The 22,652-nt window shown below is 33.4% G+C and carries 19 protein-coding genes and 1 pseudogene; 18 read left to right on the forward strand and 2 right to left on the reverse strand.

Annotation, left to right across the window (positions count from 1 at the left end; translation table 11 throughout):
- The first annotated feature begins 8 nt into the window (after positions 1–8).
- The 4 genes from H3S88_RS05425 (at position 9) to H3S88_RS05440 (ending at position 4,377) form a co-directional block, all read left to right on the forward strand.
- Complete coding sequence (locus H3S88_RS05425; protein WP_198231934.1) at positions 9–1,118, forward strand: ATPase, T2SS/T4P/T4SS family; 1,110 nt, start codon at positions 9–11, stop codon at positions 1,116–1,118.
- On the forward strand, positions 1,115–2,290 hold the full coding sequence (locus H3S88_RS05430) for a type II secretion system F family protein (protein WP_198231936.1): 1,176 nt from the start codon (positions 1,115–1,117) through the stop codon (positions 2,288–2,290). The genes H3S88_RS05425 and H3S88_RS05430 overlap by 4 nt, the downstream gene beginning before the upstream one ends.
- 35 nt (positions 2,291–2,325) lie before the next feature.
- Positions 2,326–3,081 (forward strand): A24 family peptidase, encoded by a 756-nt coding sequence (locus H3S88_RS05435; RefSeq protein WP_198231938.1) that lies wholly within the window; start codon positions 2,326–2,328, stop codon positions 3,079–3,081.
- 144 nt (positions 3,082–3,225) lie between these two features.
- Positions 3,226–4,377, forward strand: coding sequence for a M20 aminoacylase family protein (locus tag H3S88_RS05440; RefSeq protein ID WP_198231940.1), 1,152 nt, complete (start codon positions 3,226–3,228; stop codon positions 4,375–4,377).
- A gap of 261 nt (positions 4,378–4,638) precedes the next feature.
- Here the strand turns inward: H3S88_RS05440 and ygfZ are convergent, their stop codons facing one another.
- A complete protein-coding gene (ygfZ, locus tag H3S88_RS05445) occupies positions 4,639–5,517 on the reverse strand; it encodes a tRNA-modifying protein YgfZ (RefSeq protein ID WP_198227827.1) in 879 nt (292 codons plus the stop codon).
- A gap of 284 nt (positions 5,518–5,801) precedes the next feature.
- Here ygfZ and ilvI point away from each other — a divergent pair, with 284 nt between their 5' ends.
- The 14 genes and pseudogenes from ilvI to H3S88_RS05515 all read left to right on the forward strand — a co-directional run bounded on the left by ilvI (position 5,802) and on the right by H3S88_RS05515 (position 20,878).
- On the forward strand, positions 5,802–7,520 hold the full coding sequence (ilvI, locus tag H3S88_RS05450; protein ID WP_198231942.1) for an acetolactate synthase 3 large subunit: 1,719 nt from the start codon (positions 5,802–5,804) through the stop codon (positions 7,518–7,520).
- Positions 7,520–8,014 (forward strand): acetolactate synthase small subunit, encoded by a 495-nt coding sequence (gene ilvN / locus H3S88_RS05455; RefSeq protein ID WP_198231944.1) that lies wholly within the window; start codon positions 7,520–7,522, stop codon positions 8,012–8,014. Before ilvI ends, ilvN begins: the two co-directional genes overlap by 1 nt.
- Before the next feature lie 204 nt (positions 8,015–8,218).
- A complete protein-coding gene (locus tag H3S88_RS13500) occupies positions 8,219–8,353 on the forward strand; it encodes a hypothetical protein (RefSeq protein WP_370528583.1) in 135 nt (44 codons plus the stop codon).
- A 190-nt stretch (positions 8,354–8,543) separates the two neighbouring features.
- A complete protein-coding gene (deoD, locus tag H3S88_RS05465) occupies positions 8,544–9,245 on the forward strand; it encodes a purine-nucleoside phosphorylase (protein WP_086336367.1) in 702 nt (233 codons plus the stop codon).
- Positions 9,246–9,284: 39 nt separating this feature from the next.
- Positions 9,285–10,463 carry an MFS transporter TsgA gene (gene tsgA / locus H3S88_RS05470; RefSeq protein ID WP_198231946.1) on the forward strand — a complete coding sequence of 393 codons (1,179 nt, stop codon included), beginning with the start codon at positions 9,285–9,287 and terminating at the stop codon, positions 10,461–10,463.
- A 174-nt stretch (positions 10,464–10,637) separates the two neighbouring features.
- Entirely contained in the window at positions 10,638–11,330 is a 693-nt protein-coding gene (locus H3S88_RS05475; protein WP_198231948.1) for a Crp/Fnr family transcriptional regulator, read from the forward strand.
- A gap of 336 nt (positions 11,331–11,666) precedes the next feature.
- Complete coding sequence (locus H3S88_RS05480; RefSeq protein WP_198227819.1) at positions 11,667–13,253, forward strand: IgaA/UmoB family intracellular growth attenuator; 1,587 nt, start codon at positions 11,667–11,669, stop codon at positions 13,251–13,253.
- Between the two features lie 217 nt (positions 13,254–13,470).
- A complete protein-coding gene (gene pyrG / locus H3S88_RS05485) occupies positions 13,471–15,108 on the forward strand; it encodes a glutamine hydrolyzing CTP synthase (RefSeq protein WP_025315202.1) in 1,638 nt (545 codons plus the stop codon).
- A 48-nt stretch (positions 15,109–15,156) separates the two neighbouring features.
- Positions 15,157–16,458, forward strand: coding sequence for a phosphopyruvate hydratase (eno, locus tag H3S88_RS05490; protein ID WP_025315203.1), 1,302 nt, complete (start codon positions 15,157–15,159; stop codon positions 16,456–16,458).
- A gap of 229 nt (positions 16,459–16,687) precedes the next feature.
- Positions 16,688–17,632 (forward strand): VirK/YbjX family protein, encoded by a 945-nt coding sequence (locus H3S88_RS05495; RefSeq protein ID WP_198227817.1) that lies wholly within the window; start codon positions 16,688–16,690, stop codon positions 17,630–17,632.
- 199 nt (positions 17,633–17,831) lie between these two features.
- A complete protein-coding gene (locus tag H3S88_RS05500) occupies positions 17,832–18,743 on the forward strand; it encodes a lysine exporter LysO family protein (RefSeq protein WP_198227816.1) in 912 nt (303 codons plus the stop codon).
- Positions 18,744–19,159: 416 nt separating this feature from the next.
- Positions 19,160–19,423 (forward strand): annotated as a pseudogene (locus H3S88_RS05505) (hypothetical protein); the annotation flags it as partial.
- 7 nt (positions 19,424–19,430) lie between these two features.
- Positions 19,431–19,880 (forward strand): triose-phosphate isomerase, encoded by a 450-nt coding sequence (locus H3S88_RS05510; RefSeq protein WP_307785757.1) that lies wholly within the window; start codon positions 19,431–19,433, stop codon positions 19,878–19,880.
- Between the two features lie 23 nt (positions 19,881–19,903).
- Entirely contained in the window at positions 19,904–20,878 is a 975-nt protein-coding gene (locus H3S88_RS05515; RefSeq protein WP_065737256.1) for a sugar-binding transcriptional regulator, read from the forward strand.
- Positions 20,879–21,238: 360 nt separating this feature from the next.
- Here the strand turns inward: H3S88_RS05515 and pssA are convergent, their stop codons facing one another.
- Positions 21,239–22,594 (reverse strand): CDP-diacylglycerol--serine O-phosphatidyltransferase, encoded by a 1,356-nt coding sequence (gene pssA / locus H3S88_RS05520; protein ID WP_198227814.1) that lies wholly within the window; start codon positions 22,592–22,594, stop codon positions 21,239–21,241.
- Between the last annotated feature and the right edge of the window lie 58 nt (positions 22,595–22,652).

Below are 22,652 nucleotides of genomic sequence, written 5' to 3' on the forward strand. Positions count from 1 at the left end.
AATTTATAATGCAAGAAGAACAGTTAGTTGCCAGCCTTGATAAATTACTCCTATCGGCGTTGGATAAACGTGCTTCGGATATTCATTTTGAACCTTATCAAAATTACTATCGTATTCGAATGCGTATTGATGGTGTGCTGCAAGATATGCTTACACCACCATTATCATTAGCCAAACAAATAACGGCTAGATTGAAAATTATGGCCAATCTTAATATTGCTGAGCAGCGGTTACCCCAAGATGGACAATTGGTGATTGACCGTTATGCCATGCGAATAGCAACTTTACCCGTCATAAACGGTGAAAAGATTGTATTACGTGTTATGGATAATCATGATTCAGAGTTGACTATCAATGATTTAGGTTTGAGTGTTGATGATTTAAATCATTTTCAGCAAATACTCGATTATCCGCAAGGGTTAATTTTAGTAACGGGGCCAACTGGAAGTGGTAAAACGGTGACACTGTATAGTGGACTGAAAAAGTTAAATCGCAGTGATCGAAATATTTGCAGTGTTGAAGATCCGATTGAAGTGCCAATTGAAGGTATCAATCAAACTTCTGTGAATGTTAAAGCCGGTTTGACTTTTTCTATCATACTACGTGCACTATTAAGGCAAGATCCCGATGTGATGATGATCGGTGAAATTCGCGATCAAGAAACCGCAGAAATCGCTATTCAAGCAGCGCAAACAGGACATTTGGTTTTATCAACATTACATACTAATTCCAGTATTGAAGCGTTGACACGTTTAAATCAAATGGGAATTGAAAATTATCTGCTCTCATCCAGTTTGAAGTTGATTATTGCACAGCGATTAGTGCGTAAGCTTTGCAATAGCTGTAAAGTTGTGGCCAACCAATTAATTTTTTTAGCTGATGAAACTATCCCGCATTATGTTGCATCGGGATGTTCACATTGTGTTGGCGGTTATAAAGGACGAATTGGATTATACGAATTTCTAGTAATCACTCCAGAAATTCAACATCAAATATTGACTCATCAGCTTCGTGCGCCATCCAATATGATCACCTTAAAAAAAGCAGGTCAGAAAATGGTCAAAGATGGTATTACCTCCGTTGCCGAATTGTATCGCGTTTTAGGTGATTTTGTATGAAGAGGCTCTATTTTTGGTATGACTTGGATTTTCATCAATATCAAATAATCGCAACTTCACAAAGTGAGGCCAAAAAACAGCTATTATTACAAGGTAAATTAGCCATAAAAGTAAAAGCGGGCAATTATATAACGGCGCGTAGTTTTAACCAATCGGAATTACTGAATATAACGACACAATTGGCGACGATGTTAAAGGCTGGATTATCGATAATTGACAGTCTAAATTTATTGGCCGAAGAACAATCTAAACCTCATTGGCAATATTTAATAAATGAAATTGAGGCGCAAATTGTAAAAGGTGAGTCCTTATCCAGTGCATTAGCCAAATATAAGTATGTGTTTTCTTCACTGTATTGTGAAATTATTGCCACAGGTGAACTGACGGGTAAACTTGACGAGAGTTTTGAGCAATTAGCATCATTGCTCGAAAAATCCATTAAATTACAAAAAAACCTTAAAAAAGCAATGCGGTACCCTGTATTTTTATTATCGGTAGCCATAATTGTAAGCTTAGTCATGTTATTATTTGTTTTACCAAAATTTGCTGATATCTATCATGATTTTGATGCAGAGCTTCCTTTTTTTACTCAATGCATTATTGATATTGCTGACTATCTGCAACAAAGCTGGCAAATAGGGTGTATGATTTTCGTAGGGAGTTTTTTTGTTTTTCAACGTTACATTAACAAGCGATATCGTAACAAAATTGAAATCGCCTTAATGAAAATCCCTTTTGTTAATAAGATCATTCAAACAAGCTGTTTAACCCAAATTTTCCAAACAATTGCGATCACTCAAAAAGCCGGAATTCCGTTATTGGCGGGTTTAACCGCTGCGGCTAATGCTTCTTACTATTGTATTTATCGCAATAGTATTTTACAAATCATTTCAGGCATTGAACAAGGTCATTCATTCAATCATGTTTTACATCTACAATCCTGTTTTCCTAACTTGTGCCGTCAGTTAATTCATGTCGGTGAGCAATCTGGTACTTTAGATCTGATGTTAAGTCGTTTAGCCCTTTATTATGAAGTACAGAATCAAACATTGATAGAAAATCTATCCCAAACTTTTGAACCTTTATTGATGTTAGTCTTGGCTGTGATCATTGGTGGTTTAATAATTGCTATGTATTTACCGATATTTCAACTCGGAGAAGTAATTCACTAATGATAATGCTTATAGTCATATGTCTAGGTCTTTGTGTGGGTAGTTTTATTAATGTTGCATATTGTCGTTTTGCTCCATCACAAACATTATCAGTTTATCTGAAAGAAATAAGCTTGCAACGTTCAAAATGTCCTTGTTGTCAAACGAGATTAAACGTTTGGCAATTAATTCCAATTGTTTCTTGGCTCATTTTAAAAAGGCGTTGTTATTACTGTCAAAGCATCATTTTATTCAAATATGTTGCTTGGGAATTGCTGGTCGCTACTTTATTTTTAGTGATTTATTTGCATAAAGGCCTCAGTTATCAGAGTTTAATTTTAATGTTTCTGAGTTGTTATTTTTTATTGTTGGCATCCATTGATTTTAAATACTTTTTACTACCTGATTTTTTTACTCAACCTTTGATGTGGGCAGGATTAATTGCAGCCTATTTCAATATAACAAACATTAGGTTAGATGACGCATTAATTGGTATTTTATGTGGTTATCTTTTACTTAAATTACCTGCTATTTTGTTTTATCTGATTTCTAACAAACAGGGATTAGGTGGAGGTGATATAAAACTGCTTGCAGCCCTAGGTACTTGGGTTCCATATCAATTACTTGCACTATTATTGATAATTGCCTCGCTATTAGGTATGTCCTATTATATTTTTCAGAAGAATATTTTGAAAAAACAATTTTTGACGATTATTCCATTTGGTCCGTTTTTATTAATTTCTGGTTATTGTCTCTGTTATTTTCGTCAAGAAGTTTCAGGTCAACTATACGTTTTAGTCAATAATTTGTAGTCTTAAAACTTTTTCTGTTTCACGATATAACTAAAACCAATAATCTTAGTAAAAATAGTTATTTTCATAAAAGATGAAATAGCAGTATAGTAATGCACATATATACTGACTCAGTTAAAAAAGAGAATCAATAAGGAATTTATAATGAGTATTATCAATGAATTGAAATCAGAAATGATCACTTGGCGTCATCATATCCACGCCCATCCAGAAACTGCTTTTGAAGAGTTAAATACAACAAAATTTATAATAGAAAAACTGAAATCTTTTGGTATTAACGAACTTTATACAGAGTTTGCTCCAACGGGTGTAGTTGGTATTATTAAAGGTAATAAAGATGGACGATGGATTGCTTTACGAGCTGATATTGATGCATTAGATATTATTGAAGAAAATAAAATTGCTTATTGCTCTACAATACCGGGTAAAATGCATGCTTGTGGTCATGATGGTCATACAGCTACATTATTAGGAACAGCCAAATATTTAAGTGAACATCGAGATTTTGCTGGAACAGTAGTTGTCATTTTCCAACCAGCAGAAGAAAATGAAGGCGGAGCACGCGTTATGGTGGAAAATGGATTATTTGAACGTTTTCCAATTGAAGCTGTGTATGGTATCCATAATCAACCTAATATGCAACTTAACCATTTCTATGTAACCCATGGTCCAATGATGGCATCCTATGATGTTTTTGAAATTAAAATTACGGGTGTCGGGGCTCATGCAGCAGCACCTCATTTAAGTAAAGATACTATTTTAGTGGCAACTCAAATTGTTAATGGTTTACAGAGTATTGTAAGCCGTAATGCAGATCCACTCAGTTCATTAGTGGTCAGTGTAACTCAAATACACAGTGGCGATACTTGGAATGTAATACCGCAACAAGCTGTTATTCGAGGAACAGTCAGGACCTTCGATGCAAAAATTCAAGATATGGCTGAAAGTCGTATTAAACAAATTGCTACAGGCATTGCATCCACATTTGAAGCTAAAGCTGAGGTAGACTATCAAAGACGTTATCCTGCTACTATTAATTATGCAAAGCAAGCAGACATTGCCATTAAAGCAGCTAAAAATGTGGTCGGGGAAGCCAGTGTTATTATTGATCCAAATCCATCAATGGGTGCTGAGGATTTCGCTTTTATGCTAAAAAAAATACCCGGTGCTTATGTGTGGTTAGGTGCGGGGCAAGGAGCGAATTTACATAATCCAGCTTATAACTTCAATGATGAAGTTTTAACAACCGGTGTTGAGTATTTTATTGAAATAGTCAATCAAGAATTAGGCAAATAAAAGTTAATATTAATTAATCTATAATTTGTAAAAATACTTAAATGATTAAACAGTTAATCAATTAACAATATTTTTTGGTTAACTGTTTGACGAATATCAATGAAAGAATGTTTGGCTAATTGAGACAACAAGAATTGGTCAAACAAAAGTCGATATTAATTAATCTATAATTTGTAAAAATACTTAAATGATTAAACAGTTAACCAATTAATAATATTTTTTGGTTAACTGTTTGACAAATATCTTTAAAATAATATTTAACTAATTGAAACTAAGTACACTATCAATTTCCCCTTTTACTCTAAATGGGGTATTAAAATCAATGCCATTAGCTAGCACAACTTGCACATAAATATTATTATCTTGATTAAGTTTCAAAGCTGCTAAAACTTGACCGCTTTCTCGCCAATTACCATCAATTTGGTATTCTATGGTGCCTCCAATAACTGGTAAAACAGCACTTTTGCCGGCTAATAAATAAAGTCCGCGTTTATTGGCTCCCCGATATTGTGCGCGAGCGACCATTTCTTGCCCACAATAACATCCTTTATCAAAACTGATAGCATCAAGATATTGCAAATTACAGGCTTGAGGTAACAAGCTTTCGGTATTTTCGGCATCAATAATGGCATAACCTGCTTCTAACTCAAGTTGTAACCAACGACTACAAGGCTCTAAATCATCATCGATTGCCTCTGGTGTTATCTTAATTACTCGAACATGAGGAGAGGTTAATTTTATATAGGTAACATTATTTTCAGTAAAACAATTATTATCCGTAAATTTTGCAAGTATTTCGCTCGGTATTGCTTGAGAATCTAATCCAACAATATTTAAGTCGGTAACAGGTTCAATACTGACTTTTGAAAAGACTGCATATTTTTTTAAGGCAGCCATTTGTTTTTCTACTACACTTTTTCGAACAATATAGTAAATATCTTGACCTCGTTGGAATAATAATAAATTGCTCCACATTTTTCCCTGAGAATCACAATGAGCAGCAAATAATGCTGTTTGTTCTGTGAGATTGTCAATATCTATTGTTACTTGTCCTTGTAAGTATTTATGATTATCAGTACCAGAAACTTTGACTAATTGCCAATCAGCAAGTGAGATGGGTTTAATTGAGAGAATGCTCATAATAACGCCTATATTATAGTAATGGAATCTAGAATCAGTATTGCCAGAGATTAACTTATTAAGAGTTTATATAAATACGATAAAAATAACAATAAAATCAATAAATAATATTTTAAAGAAAATTATTAAACATTGTTTTAATTAGTTTTATTTCTCATAATTTAATATATTTTTTAATTAACAAAATTTGTATCACTTATATCATTGAGTTTATTGATTTTATGTATAAGTTAATGCAAAATGAAGTATTAAATGACAAATAAGTTATATTGGAGGCAATAAGCATGGCAAAATTGTCAGGTGCGGAAATGGTCATTCAATCTTTGATTGATCAAGGAGTAAAACAGATATTTGGTTATCCTGGTGGTAGTGTTCTTGATATCTATGATGCAATTCACACACTCGGTGGTATTGAGCACATTTTAGTTCGTCATGAACAAGCCGCTGTCCATATGGCGGATGGTTATGCCAGAGCAACTGGTGATGTCGGCGTGGTTTTGGTCACATCAGGGCCAGGTGCAACCAATACGATAACAGGTATTGCCACTGCCTATATGGACTCAGTGCCACTGGTTATTTTGTCTGGTCAAGTTGCCAGTAATCTTATCGGCAATGATGCTTTCCAAGAATGTGATATGGTTGGTATTTCGCGTCCAATTGTTAAACATAGCTTCCTAATCAAAAATAGTAAAGATATTCCTGAAACGATAAAAAAAGCGTTTTACATCGCCTCAACAGGTAGACCCGGGCCGGTCGTAATTGATTTACCGAAAGATATTGTTAATCCTGCTAATAAATACACTTATCATTATCCAGAAACAGTATTAATGCGCTCTTATAATCCAACTATTCAAGGTCATAAAAAACAGATCAAAAAAGCGTTAACTACTTTATTGTCTGCTAAAAAGCCAGTGTTATTTGTTGGAGGCGGTGTAATTAGCGCTGATGCGAGTAGTGAAATTAAAACGCTTACGGAAACATTGAATTTACCTGTTGCTTCAACACTAATGGGTATCAGTGCTTTTCCTGGATCGGACAAACATTCTTTAGGGATGATTGGTATGCACGGTGTTTATGAAGCCAATATGGCGATGCATAATGCCGATGTGATTCTTGCTATCGGTGCACGTTTTGATGATCGAACGACCAATAACGTTGAAAAATATTGTCCAAAAGCCAAAATTATCCATATTGATATCGATCCTACCTCAATATCCAAAACAATTCATGCAACAATTCCTGTTGTTGGTGATGCCAAAGTCGTTCTTGAAATCATGTTATCCATGTTGGATGAGTTAAACATCGAACGTGATTTTGATGCATTAGTTGATTGGTGGAAACAAATTGAACATTGGCGTGCACGACACTGCTTGGCCTATAGTCATGAAGGTCAAAGTATCAAACCTCAAGAAGCCATTGAAGTGTTATACAAATTAACTAAAGGTAATGCATATGTGGCAACGGATGTGGGACAACATCAAATGTTCACAGCACTTTATTACCCATTTGATAAACCGCGTCATTTTATTACATCGGGTGGGTTAGGAACCATGGGATTTGGTTTGCCTGCTTCACTTGGCGTTAAATTAGCGTTTCCTGATAAAACGGTTGTTTGCGTTACAGGTGATGGCAGTATTCAAATGAATATACAAGAACTTTCAACGGCATTGCAATATGGCTTGCCTGTTATTGTCTTAAATCTTAATAACCGCTTTTTAGGAATGGTTAAACAGTGGCAAGATATGATTTATGCTGGTCGTCACTCTTCATCTTATATGGAGTCGTTACCTGATTTTGCAAAAATTGCTGAGGCTTATGGTCATGTGGGTATGATGATTAACAAACGGGAAGATCTTGAACCTATGCTTAAAAAAGCGCTTTCGATAAAAGATCGTTTGGTTTTTATTGATGTTATGACAGACGCCACAGAACATGTTTATCCAATGCAAGTTCGCGGTGGGGCAATGAATGAAATGTGGTTAAGTAAAACGGAGAGAACCTAATGCGTTATATTTTATCAATTTTAACAGAAAACGAGCCGGGCGCATTGTCGCGTATCATTGGTTTGTTTTCACAACGTGGGTTTAATATTGAATCCATTACGACCGCACAAACTGAAGATCCGACAATGAGTCGAATGACGATTCAAACCTCAGGTGATGAACATGTGCTTGAACAAGTCCAAAAACAACTTCATAAACTAGTTAATGTGTATCGTGTTAATGATTTAACCGAAGGCCCACATGTAGAACGTGAAATTATGTTAGTAAAAATAGCCGCTAAAACATCAGATGCGCGTGATGAAGTTAAACGTTGTGCCGATATCTTTAGAGGTTCGATTGTCGATGTGACAGCAACTCACTATATTGTGCAATTATCAGGTACGAGTGACAAACTTGAGTCATTTCTCTCTTCAATTCGAGAGACCTGCAATATAGTTGAAATGGTTCGATCTGGTATTATCGGCTTATCCCGCAGTGAAAAAACGTTTAAATAAGTTATCTTCAAAATAAAACGAAAGGCGCATCATTGAAGCGCCTTTTTTATAACAGGAACAAGTGACAAACTTGAGTTATGTCTCTCTTCAATTCGAGAGACTTGCAATATAGTTGAACTAGTTAGATCTGGTATTCATTGGATTATCCCTCAGTGAAAAAACAGTGAAATAAATTATATTCTAGATCAAATTAAAGACGCTTTAATCGTCTTTTTTATAACAGGAACGAGTGACAAACTTGAGTTATGTCTATCTTCAATTCGTAACACCTGCAATATAGTTGAAATGGTTCGATCTGGTATTATCGGCTTATCCCGCAGCGAAAAAACGGTTAAATAAGTTATCTTCAAAATAAAACGAAAGGCGCATCAAGCGACTTTCTAAAAATCAATGATAATTTAATTATCAAATTACCCAAAAAATTCCAAAAATGTGGCATAGAACAACGATTTCGGACTTATGTCCTAGTTGAATGAAATATATTCTGATTATAATTTGGAAATAAATCACTAATTAATCAGGAAATATTATGACCGCACATATCAATGCTAATCCTAACGATTTTGCACAAACCGTTATCATGCCTGGCGATCCTTTACGAGCCAAATTTATTGCAGAAAATTATTTAACTGATGCAAAACAAGTTTGTAATGTACGTAATATGCTTGGATATACAGGCCTTTATGATGGTGTTGCTGTTTCTGTGATGGGACATGGAATGGGTATTCCATCAATGACACTTTATGCACATGAATTAATTAATGACTATAACGTTAAACGCATTATTCGAGTTGGTAGTATAGGTGCAACCCAACTAGGAATTAAAATGCGAGATATTATTTTAGCGATGGCTGCTGGAACAGATTCTATGACGAATCAAAAAAGAGCGGATGGTTATAACATTGCAACATCCGCGACGTTTTCATTATTACATCGTGCATATGAAATAGCTAATGAGATGGGTTTACCTGTAAAAGTTGGTAATGTTTTTAGTGGTGATCTTTATTATGACCCAGATGAAACGTTAATTGGTACGCTCGAAAGATCGGGGGTTTTAGGTATAGATATGGAGGTCGCAGGTCTATATGGTATTGCGCAGCAGTTTAATATTGAGTCATTAGCCATTTTAACGGTTTCCGATCATTGTTTAACTGGCGAAGAAACGACTGCAGAGGAGAGGCAATTAACATTCAATAATATGATAAAGCTGGCTTTAAATGTTGCCACATAATCCTAATTAATTATGTAATGGATATCTTTGGATAATAATATGAAAAATAAATTATCTCTTACTTTTATCAGTTTTTTAGCTAATTTCATTATGGCTGGTTTTGCCAGTCAATTTGGTATGCTAATTGAACCAATTGCACAAAGTTTCAATGCTGATGTCAATAATGTTGCATTCATTTTTTCTTTATTAAATGGAGGGGCATTATTGGGAACAATTTTAGCATTTTTTTTAATTGATATTATTGGTATTAAACGAATTACCTTACTAAATTATAGTATTATCATAATATGTTCATTTATTTTATATCTGACTAAATCTCTAATAATGCTTAAATTTTGTATGATTTTGGTTGGTTTATGTGGTGGAATAGGTTTGTGTATTGCTGGTACAATTGTGGTATCTACTTGGCAAGATAAAATACAAAGTACAATATTAGTTGTACAAGATGCTACTTTCAATATTGCTGGCGTGATCTTTCCACTAATTACAACCTACGCTTTAACTCATGACCTGTCTTGGGCTACTAGCTATTTAACGGTTGGCATTGTCACTATATTGATGTTAGTTATCATTCTATTTACCAATTTTAATTTAATTAGTAAGCCTCATGCTGATCAAAAACAGCAAAGTCATCAAAAATCTGAATGGAACTTTGGCATTTTATCTGCTGGTTTTGGATTATTTTTGGCAATGCTTGCCTTATACACTTTTTTAACTTGGGCGCCATTATTTGTAAGTTATAAATTTTCTATTTCATTTGAAAATGCAGGCAATATTATTACTCAATATTGGGGTGCAGCCTTGATAGGTGCTCTCGTTTCGACACTAATTGTTACACGCATTAAAATTGAGTATTTTTTCGTAACTATTATTATATTAGCTTTTATTATGACGTTGTTGATTGTCAATGTTCAAAATGTTGATTATATTGGTTATTTTACCTATGGATATGGTTTTGTTTGTGCTGCATTATATAATGCCTTTGTCGCTTACGGCGTGACATTTGTAAAAAATGCCTCAAGTAAAAATGTGTCATATATTTTAATCAGTGGCAGTGCTGGAGCCATGTTTAGTCCGGCAATTAGTTCTGTATTGAGTAAGTATTTCAGTATTCAAATTATTATGAATGCAATCCCAGTTTTTTATGTAATTATTATTATAATGTTAGCTATTTCAATGATCGAGAAGAAGAGGACAAGTAGCATCGATAAAATTTAATAAAAAATAATGAATTACAAAAAGTTAAAATAAAATAGTATATCGCTATTATTATCACAGTTGATTATAATTATGCCATATTAAAATAAGATAATGATATGGATAATTGAATATCTAGATTTTACAAATATAAAGTAATATTGTGATTAAAAGTTCGTTAGTAGTGATAATTTTATGCAGTTGAGATCATTAAATAAAGGTCGTTTTAGCCAATATTGGCAAGATAATAATCAATTATTTGAAACAATTATAGAGCAGTGTATTGTTGATAAAAAAATTGTTGATGAAAAGACGATTCTTTTCCGGCAGGGATGTAAAGTCGATAAGTTAATTGTTGTTTATAATGGTACGATTTCGATACGTTATCAGGCAAATAATGGGCGCTGTTTTCATCTTGGTACCATAGATTGTGATGCGCATATTTTTGGTGAAATGGAGTTTTTTACCGATTATTTATGTCAATTTGATATTATTGCCGAAGATGTGTTAACCATTGCTGTAGTTAGTATTGATAAATTATATCTATCATTACTTGAACACCCTAAATTAGCGCTGTTTTTTGCCAGTGCTATCGCTTTTGATTATCAAGAAACATTAGATATCTTATTAAAAAGAACGTTATATTCAATTTGTTTTAATATTGCTTTTGATATTTATCAGCATCATCTAAATGTGCATCCAGTCAATAATTTTCAAAAAAGGTATTTAGAAGCTGAACGTTTTGGCACAACAGATCGTGTCTATCGCCGTGCTGTTAATGAATTAATAAATTTAGATATCGTACATAAAGTTGCTGGAAAATTGGTGATTAAAGATATCGATAAGCTTAAAGCTTTTATTGAATGTCAGGAGAAAATCGCCAAATAATTAAAAAAAAGTTAACACATTACAGCAAACAGATAAATAATTTTTTATTATTTTATAAATGAGCCGTATTTAAATAAAAAAATAAATAATTTTTAAAATAAGGAATTTAAATATTAGATGAACAGCCAAAAGAATTTATCAATCATTATGCTATTTTAGCTGGCATGGTTTTTGTCTGACAATCTATATTGTCTGATAGGTGAGTGATAGTTGTTATTACTATAGCCATAGTATTTCTGGTTTCAGAGTTAATTAATCTAATGCAGACGAAATCATTTAATATTATGAAGTTAAGTTAGGCAATATCGTTATTTATTTTTATAAGAAATCAATAGTATGTTATATATTTTAGCGATTATAGTTTTTGTTGTTCTCTCGTCAGCGTTGGTGAGAGGTTTTATTTTGTCTCAACGAATTATGGATAGTTTAGATAAGCCTAAAAAAAAGCGAATCCAAAATGTCACCTTTACCCGCCTAGAATCAATACGACAGTTAACTGAAGAAGAGGATATTTTGCTTCAGCCTTATCTTGATAATAAAGACCTTATTACTTGTCCTTATCAATGGGAAAGTTCATTAATCAGTTCTGATGTCACGACAATTAAAGGTTATATTAAAAGAGAGCATGCAAATAATGCGAAGATTAAAGACGCTTTCTATTACAAGATGGATGATATATCACTATTTTTTCCTTATAGTATGGATCACCATATTGCTGGGTTTGATGGTCTAGTCCGAAAAAATACTCACACAAATATTGAACCTATCAATACTGCTGAAGTAGTTTTTACTAAAAGCTATGCAATTGTTGTTAAAATAAACAATTATGATTTATTGCAAGCTGGTTTAAATCTATCTTGTCGTAAAGAGAATCAAATTAAAGAATATTGGCAGACAGGAAAATTAAAACCTATTCCTTTGAGTAGAGCTGAAAGCGCAAATGAAACCTTTACTCAACTAATAACAGAAGAATCAGAAAAAGTACCTACTTTTGAGATTCTTAACAAAAGAGAAAAAAATCAATTTGAAACCGCAATCGAAGATCGGAGCAACTCTGGCAAATTAATGATTGGATTGTTTGTATTTGGCGTGATGGGATTATTGGCTTTAGAGCATTTTCAATCGCTCGTACTGGTTGCCTTTTCAATCATCTGTTTCATATTATCTATGATAGCATCGTATATAAAGCGAGAAATACCTAGCGAGTATGTTAATCATATTAAAGCACAAATTAGGGATAACTGTCCTGTTAATCATCAATTAAGTATTGAATCAAATTTTAATGTTTTTTATCCCGAACACTGGAAAATGTTTCTTCCTAATAACAGTGATGTATCGATTGATATGCAGGCAGAGCTTGAAACTGCACAATTACTCAGTTACGGTGACTATTTATCAATAAGTGAAGAAGTGAAAAGTTATGGCGCACCAAAATTTATCTACCATAATGTTTTATTAGCTATTACGGGGTTGATACTTGCCGTGTTAATGTTCTTTCTTACCAATGCCGGTGAAAAATTAGATTTTACCTATCAGATATTAAATGATTTGATCAACATTAGAAACATTGATGATAAAAACAGCATAAATAAATCGTCAATCAAACCACAAACTGATTATAATGCAATTTTTTCAGGTAATAGTAGCAACCTTAAAAAAGCAGATATAGTAAAAAGTGTAAATTATCACAATGAGAAGAATTCGAAATTATTAGTAACTACGCAAATAATCTATAATTTTGATAAAAACCAGTTATTCTCTTTTTCATCGCCTATTTTGATCAACAATTGCGTATTTCTATTGGTTATCTTAATCAGCTTAATCAATAGTATTTTGATTATCTGGAAAAAAGGTTCGAATCATTTGAGACTAGAAAAAATAATCAGTAACTATAAAGATAAATTTATTCAAGATACAAATTAATGGGTTGGATTAATGTTTAGACGGATTAGCTGAATAATTGATGTTATTTAATTGAGCAAAGTGAGCAAGTTATTTGCTGTGCTTAATTATTCAATTGTGAGCTAAGGCAGATTCTGTTATACTAATTTCCCGTCTGATTCATCGTATATTGCAGTGATTTTTATAGTTTAAAATCGATGCAATATTATTCAATTAAATAAATAATGGTCTGGTATTAATGGTCACGAATTATATTTTTGTTACAGGCGGTGTCGTTTCTTCTTTAGGTAAAGGCATTGCCGCAGCGTCTCTTGCTGCAATTTTAGAAGCCCGCAATTTAAAAGTCACCATGCTAAAACTTGATCCCTACATTAATGTTGATCCGGGTACAATGAGCCCTATTCAACATGGTGAAGTTTTTGTGACTGAGGACGGTGCTGAAACAGATCTGGACTTAGGTCATTATGAACGTTTTATACGTACCAAAATGACACGTAAAAATAACTTCACAACTGGACGTATCTACTCTGACGTATTGCGTAAAGAGCGTCGTGGAGACTATTTAGGGGCAACTATTCAAGTTATTCCTCATATTACTAACGAGATTAAATCACGTGTAATTGAAGGTGCAAAAGGTTTTGATGTCGCGATTGTTGAAATTGGCGGCACGGTAGGGGATATTGAATCGTTACCATTTTTAGAAGCGATCCGTCAATTAGCCGTTGATGTTGGTCGTGAGCACACTTTATTTATGCATCTAACATTGGTGCCTTATTTAGCATCATCTGGTGAAGTTAAAACCAAACCAACGCAACATTCAGTGAAAGAACTTCTTTCAATTGGTATTCAACCAGATGTTCTTATTTGTCGTTCAGATCGCATTATTCCTGCAAATGAAAGATCTAAAATTGCACTATTTTGTAATGTGCCTGAGCGTGCAGTTATTTCACTTAAAGATGTCGATTCTATTTATAAAATTCCTGCATTATTAAAATCACAAAATTTAGATACCTTTGTTTGCAATCGTTTCCATCTTGAATGCAAAGAAGCGGATCTTTCTGAGTGGGAACAAGTAATTTATGAAGAAGCCAATCCAGTTGGTGAAGTTACAATTGGTATGGTGGGTAAATATATTGCTTTACCTGATGCTTATAAATCAGTGAATGAAGCATTAAAACATGGTGGATTAAAAAATCGTTTAACGGTGCATATCCGTTATATTGATTCAGAAGATCTTGAATCACGCGGTACGGATCTGTTAAAAGGTTTAGATGCGATTCTCATTCCTGGTGGATTTGGTTATCGTGGTGTTGAAGGTAAAATCATGGCAGCTCGTTATGCCCGTGAAAATAAAATCCCTTATTTAGGTATTTGTCTTGGTTTACAAGTTGCAATGATTGAATATGCACGTAATGTAGCTGGGATTAAAGATGCCAATTCTACTGAGTTCGTTAAAGACTGTGCTAACCCTATTATCGCTTTAATTACTGAGTGGAGCGATGAATCAGGTAATGTAGTACAACGTAATGAAAACAGTGATTTAGGTGGTACTATGCGTTTAGGATCTCAAATTTGCCATTTAGAACCGAATTCATTAGTATATAGCATGTATAAAAATGAGTCGATCACGGAGCGTCATCGTCATCGTTACGAAGTAAATAATAATTTATTACCAAAAGTAGTTGAGGCTGGGTTAAAAGTAACAGGTCTTTCAACAGATAGAAAACTTGTTGAGATCATTGAAATCCCAGATCATCCTTGGTTTGTTGCTTGTCAATTCCACCCGGAATTTACCTCGACACCACGAGATGGACACCCACTATTTGGGAGTTTTGTGAAAGCTGCCAAAACTTATCAAGAGCAGCAACAAAAATAGTTTTTGGATTAACATTAGTAATATATCTGTCATATAGAGGAAAATAACATGGCAAAAATCGTTAAAGTACATGGTCGTGAAGTAATCGACTCTCGTGGTAACCCAACTGTTGAAGCAGAAGTTCATTTGGAAGGTGGATTTGTTGGTTTAGCAATCGTTCCATCAGGAGCATCAACAGGCTCACGTGAGGCATTAGAACTTCGTGATGGTGATAAATCTCGCTTTTTAGGTAAAGGCGTATTAAAAGCTGTTGAAAATGTAAATGGCCCAATCGCTAAAGCTGTTGTTGGTAAGGATGCGCTAGATCAAGCAGCTATCGACCAAATTATGCTTGACTTAGATGGAACTGACTTCAAATCTAACTTAGGTGCTAACTCAATTCTTGCTGTTTCTTTAGCAACTGCTAAAGCTGCTGCGGCAGCTAAAGGTGTTCCACTTTTTCAACACATCGCAGATCTTAACGGTACACCAGGTCAATACTCAATGCCATTACCAATGATGAATATCATCAATGGTGGTGAACACGCTGATAACAACATCGACTTACAAGAATTCATGATTCAACCAGTTGGTGCTAAAACAGTTCGTGAAGCAATCCGTATGGGTTCTGAAGTTTTCCATAACTTAGCAAAAGTTTTACATGCTAAAGGTATGAATACTGCTGTTGGTGATGAAGGTGGTTTTGCGCCTAACTTAGGTTCAAATGCAGAAGCATTAGCATGCATTAAAGAAGCTGTAGAAAAAGCAGGTTATGTACTAGGTAAAGACATTACTTTAGCGATGGACTGTGCCGCTTCTGAATTCTATAACAAAGAAACAGGTAAATATGTATTAAAAGGTGAAGGTAACAAAGAATTCACTGCAGAAGAATTTACTCACTATTTAGAAGGTTTAACTAATGAGTATCCAATCGTATCTATCGAAGACGGTTTAGATGAAAGTGATTGGGAAGGTTGGGCATACCAAACAAAAGCTCTTGGTAACAAAATCCAATTAGTTGGTGATGATCTATTTGTTACTAATACTAAAATCTTCAAACAAGGTATTGAAAAAGGCATCGCAAACTCTATATTAGTTAAAGTTAACCAAATTGGTACATTAACTGAATCTATCGCTGCAGTTAAAATGGCGAAAGATGCTGGTTATACAGCTGTTATTTCTCATCGTTCTGGTGAAACTGAAGATTCAACTATTGCTGATTTAGCTGTTGGTTTAGCTGCTGGTCAAATCAAAACTGGTTCTATGAGCCGTTCTGACCGTGTTGCTAAATATAATCAATTAATTCGTATTGAAGAAGCATTAGGTTCTAAAGCACCTTTCAACGGTTTGAAAGAAGTTAAAGGACAATAATTATTGTTATTAAACTGATTATTTACTTTAATAGAAAAACGGTGACCAGTTCACCGTTTTTTATTTTCATATAATTTAGCCTTTTATTTAGCAACAGTTGCACCAACTAGTTTTGTGTTGTAACCTTATCGTTCAAATTTTATGGCTTTTTATTAATATTTCATTATTATTTATTAATTTAGTCGCTATATAAATATTTAATAGAATAACTAATTTGATTTTTCTGCTTATGAATAATATTACGAATATGTCCCAGCCTAAAAGTAAGTGGCAACTGTTTAACTGGCTTTGTACCGGTAAACTTCCACTTAATGAACTGTGGATAAAATCGACTTATCGTTTCAAATTTTTTTTTCGAACCTTATTTTTAAGTCCGATCACATTTAAATTATTGGATAAATTGAGACTATATCCATTACTGGGATATTATTTATCATGCCAAACCAATTTACCATGTAAATTACAACGACCTTATTTAGCCTCTTGTTTAAGTCAACAAGAACGTTTTGAGGCACTAGCCTACCATTATGACTTTTTAGCTAAACATCCTGACAGCATGAGTAAAGCTTTTTATAATCCGAATATCGCTTTTGTACTGGCTGATGTTAAAGTAAAAAACGATGCTAATATCAAAATCGCCATTCAAGCACGCAATAAGTTTGCTCGTGAAGGTGAAATTAGTCTATATTTTTATGATAATGATAGCATTGATTTGGCTACGATAACTTTTACAATAATGCAATATCAACAAAAAACAACACTTTTTATTGCTGGATTACAAGGCACAGGTCATCATGATGCTCGCATTCGAGTACAACAAGCAACAAAACAGTGTTATGGACTGTTTCCTAAACGTGTTGCGTTAGAGGCGGCCTTAGTCATTGCGCGCTATTTTAATTTAGAACAAATAGTGGCGGTGGGTAATAAAACGCATATTTACAATAATTGGCGTTACAATAGCCGACAAGAACGTATTTTATCGGATTACGATGATTTCTGGTTAACCATTGATGGCAAACAAGACAGCAATGGTTTATTTATATTACCTAATCAAATCTATCGAAAATCACTGGATGAAATCGCTAGTAAAAAACGATCAGAATATCGTAATCGTTATGCTTTATTGGATCAACTCGAAAATAGTATTACAGAGAATTTGGCTTCATTAAAATAATAAGCTAGCTTTATTGTTAATCACAATATCGCCATATTAAAATAGACAAAATTGTCGCTTGTTTAAGGTGTTTACAAGCGACATGCAAATCGACTTATTCTAAATAATTATGCTAGTCTACTTAACCCGATTGTCGATTTTATCGATAGTTTCATATTAGTAAGATAATAACTAAAATTAAATAGTCAGGAAATAGAAAATGTATTTTGGTCTTCTTATTGCATTTGTACCATTGTGTTTGGGATATTTAATTACCTTTAAAAACCAACAATGGATAACCAAAATTAACAAAATCCTTAGCTGGATGGTTTATTTTATTCTATTTCTAATGGGATCCGAATTAGCGCACCTTGATAATCTCAAAGATAATTTACAAACTATCCTATTTTATGCGGGCGTCTTATTTATATGTACTTTTGGTGGTAATTTTATCTTTTTAATGTTATTTGATATCTTCCTGCCTTGGCAAACCACTCATACTAAACATGATATTGGCTCACGCTTTAAAATGATTTTAGAATCATTACGGGTTTGTATTGCTTTGATTCTAGGTTTTCTTGCTGGCTTAATTCCTCTCTTTATCTGGCAATACAATGAAGATATTACTAAAATTGTTTTGGTTTTTTTACTTTTATTGGTTGGGATTCAGTTACGGAGTAATAATATCTCATTAAAGCAAATCTTACTTAGTAAAGTCGGTATTGCTACCACAATAATTGTAATAATAAGTACTTTTTTAGGCGGTATCATAGCGGCATTGATATTCAATCAACCAATTCGTGTTGGATTAGCCATGTCATCTGGATTTGGTTGGTATTCACTTTCTGGACTCTTAATGACAGAAGCGCATGGTGCAATTATTGGTAGTGCCACCTTTTTAAACGACATTTTGCGCGAATTATGCGCCATCATTTTAATTCCGAGTTTAATTAAACGTTATAAACTTACTGCACTAGGTTTATGTGGTGCTACCTCTATGGATTTTACCTTACCGATGCTACAAAAAGGTGCAGGTATAATGATTGTTCCTTCTGCAATTGTGCAAGGATTTTTATTAACCTTAATTATGCCAATATTTATGACATTATTTAATTATGGCTTCTTTTTTTAATAATGAGTAACAACTCATTATTAAAATTTAAATTTTGTTTTAATCTTAAATTTATGATCATGCATTTAAAAATTCATGGTTATGCTCTTAGTATCAATTATTAAGAGATTTAAGTCATTTATCTTATCTTTAATTCAATAATTACTAATCATAGTCATTCATTTAGCTATAAATTCTCATCATTTTAATATTTAGATCTTAGTCACAAATTTTTTAAAAAGTAATTTTCTCTATCGTTTTACTCTATAAAATCGAACAAAAGATTAATTATTAATCATTTATTCGAAGGTTTCATAATTAGTATCGTATTAGTGTCACACAGTAAAAAAATCACTGATGGGCTTAAAGATATTATAGAAGATATGGTGGATTCTACGGGTGACGTAAAAATTTTTTCAGCGTGAGGAACGGGAGATGGCCGAATGGGAACAGATCCCCTCACAATTTATAACATCATCAAACAATCTTCTGATTATCGTAATATTCTAATCTTAGCTGATATTAGTAGTGCCATTTTAAGTGCTGAAACAGCCATTGGACTTATAGAAGACGAATCATTAAAAAATAAAGTGACTTTAGTTAATGCATCTTTATTCGAAGGTGCTTTTGTTGCTTCTTTAACCACTATACTGTTAGTTATGTGGTACAACTTTAGGAGGTATCACAGCGGTTTACATTGAAAATTATATAACGGTCAATAAAAAAGTGAAAACTGCTTTGAAACATGGATTAACACCTTTAGTTTGTATTGGTAATAGTCATGAGGAGAAGTCTTTAGGTGTATCAGCTGAAACAGTGATCAAACAAATGAAAATAAACTTATTTGAGATTGATAAGCAGCACCCAGCACAAGTGGTTATAGCTTATGGGCCAATATGGGCTATTAATAAAAATGGTATCGCAGCAACTCCAGAAGAGGCACAATATATTCATCATCAGCTGCGATCAGCTTTAGTTGAACTCTATGGTCAACAGATCGCCTATCAAATGATACTTTTATATGGAGGCAGCGTAAATCTCGAAAATTCAACTTCATTAATTGCTCAACCAGATATTGATGGCTTATTTATTGGTCGTAGTGCATGGCAAGCGACAGGTTTTTGTAATATATTATCAGCAATTAATCAGCAAAATTAATGTTATGACAAAAGGCTAAAATAATGGATATATTTGAAGATAAGCAAGAAACAGAGCTCCTTACCGAAATTGCTGTTGCTTACTATGAGTATGAGCAGACTCAAGAAGAGATTGCTAAGCGATTTGGTATTTCTCGCATTAAAGTCGGTCGGTTACTTAAAAAAGCAAGATCGGAAGGAATTGTAGAAATTAATGTTAAATATCATCCAATATTTAGTTCAAGAATCGAACAACAATTTATTAATAGTTTTGGTATAAAACGAGCGCTAATTGCTTTAGATCATCAAGATGAGGATGAACAACGCAGACAAGTAGCCGCACTTGTGACTAATTATTTATCGAGTGTTTTAAAAAAAGGTGTGACAGTGGCGGTTGGACAAGGTCGTAATGTTGCAGCGATTGCAAGTCATGTGGGTGTTTTTCCTGAAAAGCAGTGTAAATTTATTTGCGGAATTGGTGGTACCCAAAGGGTTGGAGAAATTATTGATGCCGATCATATTAGCCGAAGTTTAGCTAGAAAATTTAATGCGAGCAGTGAAACGCTTTATGCGCCAGCCTATGTTGAAAATCGAGAGCTTAAAGAAGCTTTTATTCAAAATAGAGTCATCAAAGATACATTAGAACGAGCGGCCAAAGCAGATATTGCGTTAGTCGGTATTGGTGATATGAACGAAAATAGTTACATGGTGCAATTGGGTTGGTTTACTCCCCAAGAGATAACTCATGCAACTTTGAAGCAAGGCGTGGTAGGCGATATTGCGGGTTATGGTTTTTTTGATATCAATGGGGATCCCGTTGATACGGCTATGAATGATCGGGTAATTGGTCTTAGCATTGATGAACTCCGTAATATCCCGTGTGTTATTGCTATAGCTTCTGAAAATACTAAAGCAACAGCGATTTTAGGCGCGCTTCGTTCTGGGGTTATAGACATAATTGCAACCAGTGCATCAAATGCTCGAACGGTACTCAATTTACAACAAAATCAGATTAAATAATAGGTTGTAAAAAAGTTTGAGGTTAACTATACGTTTTAGTATAAAAAAGCGAAACATCCTAGTCATTCAATAATAAATAGGTTACTAAAACGATTTACGTTTGTTAAATTAACAAAGAAAAATAAGTTAATAAAAATTCATGTAGTCATTAACAACTGGTCATTAGCAAATAAAAATTTTATAAATCTGATGTCTAAGTTAAGAGAGTTTGATTGGTGTATTTATTTTAATGGATGGTTGATTAAAACATTGCTCTAATACACAGATAAAGGTATTAGAGCATTTTATTTTAACATTAATATAATGATTTCAAGTTTAACTTATATAAATCTATTATACTAACTTATTTATTTTAAGGGTTTATAATAAACGCTTAATCACTTTATCTACGCGGATTCGGCTCAATCTTTTTATTAATTTATGAACACGTTTCGGATAAAATTGACTCGCTTGAATCTGTTGAAAGTGTGTAATTAATGTCGTTTTTTGGCGTATTGTATCAAGCTCATGGGTGATTTGTGTCTGTAATTCTTGTTTAGGATCATGAATCAAAATACCGTTTTCCAGGTCTAAACGCCATGCTCTTGGATTAAGATTGTTTCCAGTAACTAACATCCATTCATTGTCAATCCAAACCCCTTTTAAATGATAGGTTTGATCATTATCTTTCCATAATCTAATAATTAACTGTTCTTTATCAACATATGACTGCAATCGTTCAATAAAGTTTCTTAAATAAATTTCATACAAATAAGGTAAGCCACCGGAAATATTAAACGGCTTATCTTCAGGAATATAAAAGTCATTCGCTTCTTTATCACCAATAATAATTTCAACTTGTTTGCCTTTTCTAAGCAAACGAATGATGTCACGAACTAAGATATTTGGCAGATTAAAGTAGGGCGTGCATAAAGTCACTTTTTGTTGCGCTGAATTAATTAAATGGTGAATGGTTTTATTTAATGAATTATTTCGACCTAAGCCTGCAATCGGTGATACGGATAACTCATTATTATTTGCATTATTGGTATATTGATAATTGGTTTCAGAAAGATGTTGACGTAATACTTTAATTTCATTTTTAATTTGCTTGCGTGATTTATGTTCCGCAACATCTAAACGTTGCAAAGCGTCAAAAGGCAAAAAGTTATTATCGATATAATCAATCATGCTTTGTGCAAGTAATCTATTGGTAATAAGATGATATCTGTCATAACGATAATGATCGAGTTTATGCAGGTATACATTATTCAGGCTGGCACCACTGTATATAACTGTATCATCAATAATAAATCCTTTAAGATGTAAAACCCCAAGCACTTCACGACGATTAATTGGAACACCATATACAGGAACATCAACGCCAGGATGCTGTAATTTCATTTGGTGATAAAAACGTGCATTGGTGTGCGTTTTGTCTTCTCCGATTCGACCACGTTGTGCACGATGCCAATCTACAAAGATTTTAATATCTAAATTAGGATTGATTTTTTTTGCTTGGTAAAGAGCATTTAGTATTTCTTGCCCAGCTTCGTCTTGTTCTAAATAGAGTGCTACAATATAAATTCGAAATTGGGCATTTTTGATTTTTTCAAGTAAAGCTTGTCTATATGCTTTAGGATCGTACAAAATACTATATTGATCTGCATTTTGCTGGATTTTTGCTAATTCATTAAGATGCTTTTGATGATTATATTTAATAAAAGGTATTCTCATGATTCATATATTATTGTAACTGGTTCAAACTGTAGAATAACACACTTTAAGCCAGAAA

Source organism: Gilliamella sp. B14448G11, assembly GCF_016101765.1.
Taxonomy (GTDB): domain Bacteria; phylum Pseudomonadota; class Gammaproteobacteria; order Enterobacterales; family Orbaceae; genus Gilliamella; species Gilliamella apicola_N.

Coding starts and splice junctions, on each gene's coding strand:
- pssA (WP_198227814.1), bottom strand. CDS start 22,594: ATGAGAATACCTTTTATTAAATATAATCATCAAAAGCATCTTAATGAA.
- H3S88_RS05480 (WP_198227819.1), top strand. CDS start 11,667: ATGTTATATATTTTAGCGATTATAGTTTTTGTTGTTCTCTCGTCAGCG.
- H3S88_RS05495 (WP_198227817.1), top strand. CDS start 16,688: ATGAATAATATTACGAATATGTCCCAGCCTAAAAGTAAGTGGCAACTG.
- H3S88_RS05430 (WP_198231936.1), top strand. CDS start 1,115: ATGAAGAGGCTCTATTTTTGGTATGACTTGGATTTTCATCAATATCAA.
- H3S88_RS05475 (WP_198231948.1), top strand. CDS start 10,638: ATGCAGTTGAGATCATTAAATAAAGGTCGTTTTAGCCAATATTGGCAA.
- ygfZ (WP_198227827.1), bottom strand. CDS start 5,517: ATGAGCATTCTCTCAATTAAACCCATCTCACTTGCTGATTGGCAATTA.
- tsgA (WP_198231946.1), top strand. CDS start 9,285: ATGAAAAATAAATTATCTCTTACTTTTATCAGTTTTTTAGCTAATTTC.
- ilvN (WP_198231944.1), top strand. CDS start 7,520: ATGCGTTATATTTTATCAATTTTAACAGAAAACGAGCCGGGCGCATTG.
- eno (WP_025315203.1), top strand. CDS start 15,157: ATGGCAAAAATCGTTAAAGTACATGGTCGTGAAGTAATCGACTCTCGT.
- pyrG (WP_025315202.1), top strand. CDS start 13,471: ATGGTCACGAATTATATTTTTGTTACAGGCGGTGTCGTTTCTTCTTTA.
- H3S88_RS05440 (WP_198231940.1), top strand. CDS start 3,226: ATGAGTATTATCAATGAATTGAAATCAGAAATGATCACTTGGCGTCAT.
- deoD (WP_086336367.1), top strand. CDS start 8,544: ATGACCGCACATATCAATGCTAATCCTAACGATTTTGCACAAACCGTT.
- ilvI (WP_198231942.1), top strand. CDS start 5,802: ATGGCAAAATTGTCAGGTGCGGAAATGGTCATTCAATCTTTGATTGAT.
- H3S88_RS05515 (WP_065737256.1), top strand. CDS start 19,904: ATGGATATATTTGAAGATAAGCAAGAAACAGAGCTCCTTACCGAAATT.
- H3S88_RS05500 (WP_198227816.1), top strand. CDS start 17,832: ATGTATTTTGGTCTTCTTATTGCATTTGTACCATTGTGTTTGGGATAT.
- H3S88_RS05425 (WP_198231934.1), top strand. CDS start 9: ATGCAAGAAGAACAGTTAGTTGCCAGCCTTGATAAATTACTCCTATCG.